This window comes from Streptomyces flavofungini (genome assembly GCF_041028215.1).
Taxonomy (GTDB): Bacteria; Actinomycetota; Actinomycetes; order Streptomycetales; family Streptomycetaceae; genus Streptomyces; species Streptomyces flavofungini_B.
Genome location: NZ_JASKYR010000414.1, coordinates 1 through 7,608, shown reverse-complemented (window position 1 = coordinate 7,608; position 7,608 = coordinate 1). Strand labels below are relative to the sequence as shown.

Below are 7,608 nucleotides of genomic sequence, written 5' to 3'. Positions count from 1 at the left end.
GACCGCCCCCGAGTCGCCCCAGCCCGCAGACGCCGTGTCCGACGACGACCAGTCGCACGTGCCGCCGCTGACGACCCGTGTCGTCATCGCCGAGGACGAGGCCCTGATCCGGCTCGACCTCAAAGAGATGCTCGAGGAAGAGGGCTACAGCGTCGTCGGTGAGGCCGGTGACGGTGAGAAGGCCGTCGAGCTGGCCCGCGAGCACAAGCCGGACCTCGTGATCCTGGATGTGAAGATGCCCGTCCTCGACGGGATCTCCGCCGCCGAGAAGATCGCCGAGGAATCCATCGCCCCGGTCCTGATGCTGACCGCGTTCTCGCAGCGCGACCTCGTGGAGAGGGCGCGGGACGCGGGCGCGATGGCGTACCTCGTGAAGCCCTTCAGCAAGAGCGACGTCGTCCCGGCGATCGAGATGGCCGTCTCGCGCTTCACGGAGCTGAAGACGCTGGAGAAGGAGGTCGCCGACCTTTCGCAGCGCTTGGAGACGCGGAAGCTGGTGGACCGGGCGAAGTCGATTCTGCAGACGGAGTACGGCCTGACGGAGCCCGCCGCGTTCCGGTGGATCCAGAAGACGTCGATGGACCGGCGGCTGTCCATGCAGCAGGTCGCGGAGGCGGTCATCGAGGACGCCGAGGAGAAGAAGGCGGCGAAGGGCTAGCCCGGAGGGCGAGCGGTATGTACGAGGAGGCCCGCATCCCTGGGAGTCAGGGGTGCGGGCCTTCTCTTGTCGTGTGCCCGGCGCGGGGCGGCCGTGCGGCGGGGTCAGTCCTCGCCGAGGTACGCCTTGCGCACGGACTCGTCGTGCAGGAGGTCACCGCCGGTACCGGAGAGGACGATCTTGCCGACCTCCATGACGTGGCCGTGGTCGGCGAGGGAGAGCGCGGCCTGGGCGTTCTGCTCGACGAGCAGGATGGTGGTGCCGTTGGCCTTGAGTTCCGCGATGGTCGCCATGATCTTCTGCATCATGATCGGTGAGAGGCCCATGGAGGGTTCGTCGAGCATGAGGAGCTTCGGCTGGGACATGAGTGCGCGGCCCATGGCGAGCATCTGCTGTTCGCCGCCGGAGAGGGTGCCCGCTGCCTGTTTTCTGCGTTCTCCGAGGATGGGGAAGAGGTCGTAGGCGCGGTTGATGTCCTTTTCGATGCCCGTTTTGTCGGAGCGGAGGTAGGCGCCGAGGCGGAGATTGTCCTCGATGGTCATGCGCGGGAAGATGTGGCGGCCTTCGGGGGAGTGGGCGAGGCCGAGGGAGACGATCTGGTCGGCGCGGTATTTCCGCAGGGTTTTGCCGTTGAATTTGATCGATCCGCCGACTGGTTTCAGCAGGCCCGAGAGGGTGCGGAGTGTCGTGGTCTTTCCCGCGCCGTTGGTGCCGATGAGGGTGACGACCTGACCGGCTTCGACGGTGAAGGAGATTCCTTTGACGGCTTCGATCTTGCCGTAGGCGACGCGGAGGTCCTCGACCTCAAGGAGTGCGGCCATCAGTTGTTCTCCTCGAAGGGCTCGCCGAGGTAGGCGGCGATGACGCGGTCGTCCTGCTGGACCGTTTCGCTTGATCCTTCGACGAGTTTTTCGCCTTGGACGAGGACGGCCACGCGGTCGCAGAGGTTGAAGATGAAGCGCATGTCGTGCTCGATGACGAGGACGGCGATGCCCATGTCGCGGATGGCGAAGACGAGTTCTTCGGTGGCGCGGGTTTCCTGGGGGTTCATGCCCGCGGTGGGTTCGTCGAGGAGCAGGAGGCCGGGTTCGCTGGCGAGCGCTCGTGCGATCTCCAGCTTGCGTTGTTCTCCGTAGGGGAGGTTGCGGGAGAGGTGTTCGGCCTTGTCGGCGAGGCCGACGAATTCGAGGAGTTCCATGGCGCGTGCTCGGGAGGCCGCTTCGGCTTTGTGGAAGCCGGGGCCGCGCAGGAGTGCGGACCAGAGGCCTTCTTTGGTGCGGGTGTGGCGGCCGACGAGGACGTTCTCGAGGACGGTCATGTTGGCGAAGAGGCGGATGTTCTGGAAGGTGCGGGCGATTCCGGCGGCGGTGACCTTGAAGGATTTCGCGGGGAGGATGTCGCCCTTGTAGCGGACTTCGCCTTCGGTGGGGATGTAGAGCCCGGTGAGGCAGTTGAAGAAGGTGGTTTTTCCGGCGCCGTTGGGGCCGATGAGTCCGACGATTTCTCCGCTGTTGACGGTGAGGTCGACGGAGCGTACGGCGGTGAGGCCGCCGAAGCGCATGGTGACGCCGCGGGCGTCGAGGACGGTTTCTCCGGCGGGGGCGGKGGGGGCGTGGCCCTTTTGGGTGATGTCTGTGGTCATGGGTCAGGCCCCTGTCTTGCTGAGGACTGCGGGTGGTGGTGTTTCGCCGGGGGCGAGTTCGGCTTCGTGGAATTCGAGCTGGCGGCGTCGGTTGGGGATGAGGCCTTCGGGGCGGAAGCGCATGAGGAGTACGAGTGCGAGTCCGAATGCGAAGAGCTGGTAGTCGCCGAGGAAGGCGAGCTTGTTGGGGATGAGGTAGAGGAGTGCGGCGCCGACGAGGGGTCCGCTGATGGTTCCCATGCCGCCGAGGACGACGGCGGCGAGGAGGAAGGCGGAGTTGGGCGGCACGGTGTTGGCGAACTGGTATTGCTCGGGGGTGACGGTGTAGGTCACGTGGGCCTGGACGGTGCCGGCGAGGCCGGCGAGTGAGGCGCCGAGGGCGAAGGCGATCAGTTTGACGCGGAAGCCGTTGATGCCCATGGCGAGTGCGGCGGTCTCGTCCTCGCGGATGGCGACCCAGGCGCGTCCGATGCGGGAGTCTCCGCTGCGGCGGAAGACGAGGACGACGACGAGGGTGATGAGCAGCATCAGGAAGAAGTAGTTCGCGAATCGGCCGATGGTGAAGCCCGCGATGGTGTGTTCGATGCCGAAGTCGAAGCCGAGGATTTCCAGGTTGGGGATGGAGGAGATGCCGTTGGATCCGTTGGTGATGTCGGGTCCGGAGGCTCCGTCGGAGTTCATGGCGACGAGGCGGAAGATTTCGCCGAAGCCGAGGGTGACGATGGCGAGGTAGTCGCCGCGCAGGCGGAGGGTGGGGGCGCCGATGAGGACGCCGAAGATGAGGGAGGCGGCCGCGCCGACGAGGATGGCGCCCCAGAAGGGGAGGTGGACGTCGAAGGGTGAGCTGGGTGATCCGGAGACCATGGAGGCGGCGTAGGCGCCGACGCCGAGGAAGGCGACGTATCCGAGGTCGAGGAGTCCGGCGAGTCCGACGACGATGTTCAGGCCGAGGGCGACGGTGGCGAAGATGAGGATGTAGACGCCGATGGTGGCGTATTGGTCGTCGCTCTGGGTGAAGGGGAATGCTGCGGCGGCGAGGAACGCGCCGGTGAGGGTGATGTTGCGGTGGCGTGCGGTGTAGACGGAGACCTGGGCGACGAGTCCTGCTTTGGCGAGTGCGGCGAAGCCGAAGCCGACGGAGATCAGGAAGCCGATGAAGAGTTCGTCGTATTCGGTGCCGATGCCGTAGGTGAAGACGAGGAGGCCGAGGGCGAGGGCGGCGATGATGACGAGGATTTCGAGGGAGGCGTTGAGCTTGCGGGGTGTGGGCGGTGTTTCGGCGGCGAAGGCGCCTCTGAGGATGGTGGTGCCGTTGCGCAGGCGGTGCTTGAACTGTTCCCAGCCGGTGTCCTCGGGGTCGACCGGGTAGGTCTGGGGCCGTGCGAAGGGCAGGGCGAGTGCGCCGGTGAGGGCGGTGAGGGTGGCGAGGGCCGCGATCCAGCCGCCGGGTTCGAGGTTGGCGAGTCCGCCGAGCTTGGCGCTGATGGCGAGGACGGTGTACCAGGTGGTGGCGAAGGCGGCGAGGGACGCGTATTTGAGGGCGGCGTCGGCGCTGCCGGGTGTGAGGGTTCGGATGCCTTTGATGTCGTAGGAGGCGAGTCCGAGGAGGGTGGTGAGGAGGCCGGTGATCAGGACGAGCACTTGGAGGCCGCCGGGGTAGCCGTAGACGGTGAGGTCGCCGGGGAAGGCGGCGGTCCAGGTCCAGGCGAGGAAGGTGGAGATGACGGTGAGTGCGCCGCCGCCGGTGGCCAGGGCGCGGGCTGTGGCGGTGGGGATGGGGAGGAGGCCGGTGGGCGGCTGCTCCTTGTGCGGGTGGGTGCTGTCGGCCGTGGTGGTGTGTGTGTTCATGGTTGTCACGCCCTGTCCGCGACGCGCTCGCCGAGCAGGCCCTGTGGCCTGACGAGGAGGACGACGATGAGGAGTACGAACGCCCAGACGTCGGCCCAGGACTGGCCGCCGAGCTTGTCCATGCCGGGGATGTCGTTCATGTAGGCGGTGGCCATGGCTTCGGCGACGCCGAGGACGAGTCCGCCGATCATGGCGCCGTAGATGTTGCCGATGCCGCCGAGGACGGCAGCGGTGAAGGCTTTGAGGCCCCAGAGGAAGCCCATGCGGAAGTTGACCTCGCCGTAGCGGAAGCCGTAGGCGACGGCGGCGATTCCGGCGAAGGCGGCGCCGAGGGCGAAGGCGACGACGATGACGCGGTCGGTGTTGACGCCCATGAGTTTGGCGGTGTCGGGGTCCTGTGCGGTGGCCTGCATGCCGCGGCCGACGCGGGTCTTCATGACGAACCAGCCGAGGGCGAACATGCAGATCGGTGCGGCCACGACGAGGAAGAGGTCGCCGGGCTGGATGGTGACGCTGCCGATGTGGATGGAGTCGCCGGGGATCTCGGGGAAGGTGCGGGAGGACTTGGCGTTGGGGTACCAGGCCCAGACGGCTTGCTGGAGGGCGAGTGAGAGGCCGATGGCGGTGATGAGCGGTGCCAGTCGGGGGGCGCCGCGCAGGGGCCGGTAGGCGAAGCGTTCGGCGCCGACGGCGACGGTGGTGGAGACGATGACGGCGCCTATGATCATGAGGGGTATCGCCACCCACATGGTGGTGCCGCCGGGGAGCCAGAGCCAGACGGTGAGGGCGCCGAAGCCGCCGACCATGAAGATCTCGCCGTGGGCGAAGTTGATGAGCTGGACGATGCCGTAGACCATTGTGTAGCCGATGGCGATCAGGCCGTACATGGATCCCAGTAGCAGGCCGTTGACCAGCTGTTGCGGCAGTTCGTGCACCGCAGGTCCTCCGAGTCTTTCGAATGCGACGGATGACGACACGCGTCGGATGCGACGCCGCGCGGGGCGCTGTCGGGCAGCGCCCCGCGCGGGTGTGTCGTGACTGCGGGTGGTGGGTCAGCCGGTGAAGGTGCCGGACTCGACGGGCTTCCAGCCCTTGGTCGGGTCGGTGGTGTCCTTGACCTGGTAGACCGTGAGCTGCTTGTTGGTGGCGTCGCCGTACTGGTCGAAGGCGACCTTGCCGGTCACGCCGTCGAAGGAGACGTCCTGCATGGCGTCGACGATCTTGGCGCGGGCGTCGGAGGGCAGTTTGCCGTCGTTGTCGTCGACGACCTTCTTGACGGCCTCGATGATGGCCCAGGCGGAGTCGTAGGAGTAGCCGCCGTAGGCCTCGTAGGCCTCCTTGTAGCCGGCCGCCTTGTAGTTGGCGATGAACTCCTTGGCGGAGGGCAGTTCCTCGACGGGCTGGCCGACGGAGGTGGCGTAGTCGCCCTTGCCGTCCTTGCCGGAGAGCTTGATGTAGTCGGCGCTGTAGATGCCGTCACCGCCGACGAGCGGGATCTTGGCTCCGGCCTTCTTCATCTGCTTGCTGAGGGGGCCGGCCGCGGGGTACTCGCCGCCGTAGTAGACGACGTCGGCGTCGGAGTTGCGGATCTTGGTCGCGACGGCGCCGAAGTCCTTGGTGTCGGGGTTGACGTGTTCGGTGCCGGCGACCTTGCCGCCGAGCTTGGTGAACTCGTCCTTGAAGGTGGCGGCGAGGCCGGCGCCGTAGGTCTTCTTGTCGTCGATGACGAAGACCTTCTTCTTCTTGGCCTTGTTGTACAGGTACTGCGCGGCGAACGGTCCCTGGATGGCGTCCGTGGTGGCCGTGCGGAAGTAGGCCTTGTACGGGCGGACCTTCTTGCCGCCGTTCCAGTCCTGGCCCTGGGTCATGGCCGGGTTGGTGTTGGCGGGGGAGACCTGGACGAGCTTGGCGTCGTCGAAGACCTTCTGCATGGACTCGCCGACGGAGGAGTTCAGGGGGCCGACGGCGCCGAGGATCTCCTTGTTGGCGACGAACTTGGTGGCGTTCGTCTGGCCGGAGGAGGGCTGGCCCTGGTCGTCGGCGGACTCCATCTTGAAGGTGATGCCGTCGACGTACTTCTTCTTGTTGGCCTGCTTGACGGCGAGGTCGACGGAGTTGCGGATGCCGAGGCCGAGGGCGGAGAGGTCACCGGTCAGTGGCGCGTCGACGCCGATGACGACTGTGGTGCCGCCGCCCCCGGCGTCGTCCTTGTCCTTGCTGTCGTCGCGCGAGCCACATGCGGTGAGGGTGAGAGCCCCCGCGGTGAGTGCGGCGGTAATGGCTATGAGCGAACGTTGACGCACGATCAGTCCTTTCCCCTGGCACGGCTGTCCCTTGTTGGGAAGCCGAGTCGATCGCGGAACCGAACTGACAGGAATCCGGTGGGCGCGGTGACTGGCCGTGACTCTAAGGGCGCCTTTGTGCCAGGTGGAGTGGTCGGACCAAGGCTGTGACGCTCTTGTTATGCCACGGAGTATTCCGGGCTGGAACGGGAGGGGTGGTTGGGGCTGAATCCAGCCTCATTGATCCGTTCTCGACGTATCCGCATGCTGAGAACGTCCAGCGCAACGAGCAGGAGTGTAGGGCGGTTTGACTCATGACACCCGTGTTCGTGGGCATGCGGCGGTGAGCGCCCCGGAAAGATCATTCGCGTATTCCGGACCGAGGATGTAACTCTGCTTCTCGATTGCGCGGACATTACGCAGTGTTACTTCCAGGAAAGGGAGTCCGGCATTCCGTGGCACTTCTCCGCATTCGCGAATGTGCATCGTGATGATCAACTTCCGGGGTTTTCCTGTTTTCACCGTGAATGGTGTGGGCGGTGTCGCGCGCACCGAAAGGGCTGCCGAGGGCTGGGCGACGCGGCGCACGGTCGTGGGCGGTCCTGACGCCTGCGTGAGGATGACGGCGAAGGTGAAGTTCCGCTCCCCGGCGCGCGGGTGGGACATCTCCTTGGCGTATGCCACCGACACGCTCTGCGACGGCCAGGGCGGCGGCGGTCCCGGCGGCGGCTCCGGCCGCGTCAGGTACAGCGTCAGAGCGGCGGCGCCGACGCCCAGGGCGGTGGCCGCCGCGAGGGCGGTGCGGCGGTGGCGGGCGCGGCGCGGGGTGAGCGGACGCCGCGGGCGTGCGGGGGCGCTGTCGTGGCCGTAGGTGTCCTCGCCCGGCTCCACCGGGCCGATGGCGTTCACACCCAGGGACCGCCGCTCGGTCCGCCGTCGCGGTAGCGCTCGGCGCAGCGCTCGCGCGTCCGCCGGGTGATCAGCGCGCGTCCGGCCGCGTCCGATCCGTGTGCGCGCTCGGCGCGGGCGGCGTCCAGGATGTCGCGAAGGATCATGTACTGCCCGTTCGACAGGCCCATCGACTGGTAGTCGCCGTAGGTCGGATCGCGCGCTTCGTAGAGCTGCCGGGCCCACTTGGTGATGATCGCGGTGCACAGCTCGGCGGGGGAGGTGGTGCG

8 protein-coding genes are annotated in these 7,608 nt (G+C 67.0%); 1 reads left to right on the top strand and 7 read right to left on the bottom strand.

The features are described 5' to 3' along the window. On the top strand, positions 1 to 658 hold a 658-nt coding region (locus tag AB8Z36_RS25425; protein ID WP_369215703.1), incomplete at its 5' end, for an ANTAR domain-containing response regulator. A gap of 104 nt (positions 659 to 762) precedes the next feature. Here the strand turns inward: AB8Z36_RS25425 and AB8Z36_RS25420 are convergent. The 7 genes from AB8Z36_RS25420 to AB8Z36_RS25390 form a co-directional block, all read right to left on the bottom strand. Continuing rightward, positions 763 to 1,479 carry an ABC transporter ATP-binding protein gene (locus AB8Z36_RS25420; RefSeq protein WP_369215702.1) on the bottom strand — a complete coding sequence of 239 codons (717 nt, stop codon included), beginning with the start codon at positions 1,477 to 1,479 and terminating at the stop codon, positions 763 to 765. Beyond that, positions 1,479 to 2,300, bottom strand: a complete 822-nt coding sequence (locus tag AB8Z36_RS25415; protein ID WP_369215701.1) for an ABC transporter ATP-binding protein — start codon at positions 2,298 to 2,300, stop codon at positions 1,479 to 1,481. The genes AB8Z36_RS25420 and AB8Z36_RS25415 overlap by 1 nt, the downstream gene beginning before the upstream one ends. 3 nt (positions 2,301 to 2,303) lie before the next feature. After that, positions 2,304 to 4,148, bottom strand: a complete 1,845-nt coding sequence (locus AB8Z36_RS25410; protein WP_369215700.1) for a branched-chain amino acid ABC transporter permease — start codon at positions 4,146 to 4,148, stop codon at positions 2,304 to 2,306. 5 nt (positions 4,149 to 4,153) lie between these two features. After that, positions 4,154 to 5,083 (bottom strand): branched-chain amino acid ABC transporter permease, encoded by a 930-nt coding sequence (locus AB8Z36_RS25405; protein WP_369215699.1) that lies wholly within the window; start codon positions 5,081 to 5,083, stop codon positions 4,154 to 4,156. Positions 5,084 to 5,200: 117 nt separating this feature from the next. Then, positions 5,201 to 6,451: a branched-chain amino acid ABC transporter substrate-binding protein gene (locus AB8Z36_RS25400; protein WP_369215698.1), complete on the bottom strand. Its 1,251-nt coding sequence runs from the start codon at positions 6,449 to 6,451 to the stop codon at positions 5,201 to 5,203. Positions 6,452 to 6,742: 291 nt separating this feature from the next. Beyond that, the gene (locus tag AB8Z36_RS25395) at positions 6,743 to 7,339 is read right to left on the bottom strand and encodes a Tat pathway signal sequence domain protein (protein WP_369215697.1); all 597 of its coding nucleotides are present in this window, start codon (positions 7,337 to 7,339) and stop codon (positions 6,743 to 6,745) included. Next, positions 7,336 to 7,608, bottom strand: a 273-nt coding sequence (locus tag AB8Z36_RS25390) for a hypothetical protein (RefSeq protein ID WP_369215696.1), incomplete at its 5' end; no start/stop codon positions are given. The genes AB8Z36_RS25390 and AB8Z36_RS25395, both read right to left, overlap by 4 nt.

Bases quoted from the DNA above. Each gene is read 5' to 3' on its own strand.
- AB8Z36_RS25420 (WP_369215702.1), bottom strand. From the start codon at position 1,479: ATGGCCGCACTCCTTGAGGTCGAGGACCTCCGCGTCGCCTACGGCAAG.
- AB8Z36_RS25410 (WP_369215700.1), bottom strand. From the start codon at position 4,148: ATGAACACACACACCACCACGGCCGACAGCACCCACCCGCACAAGGAG.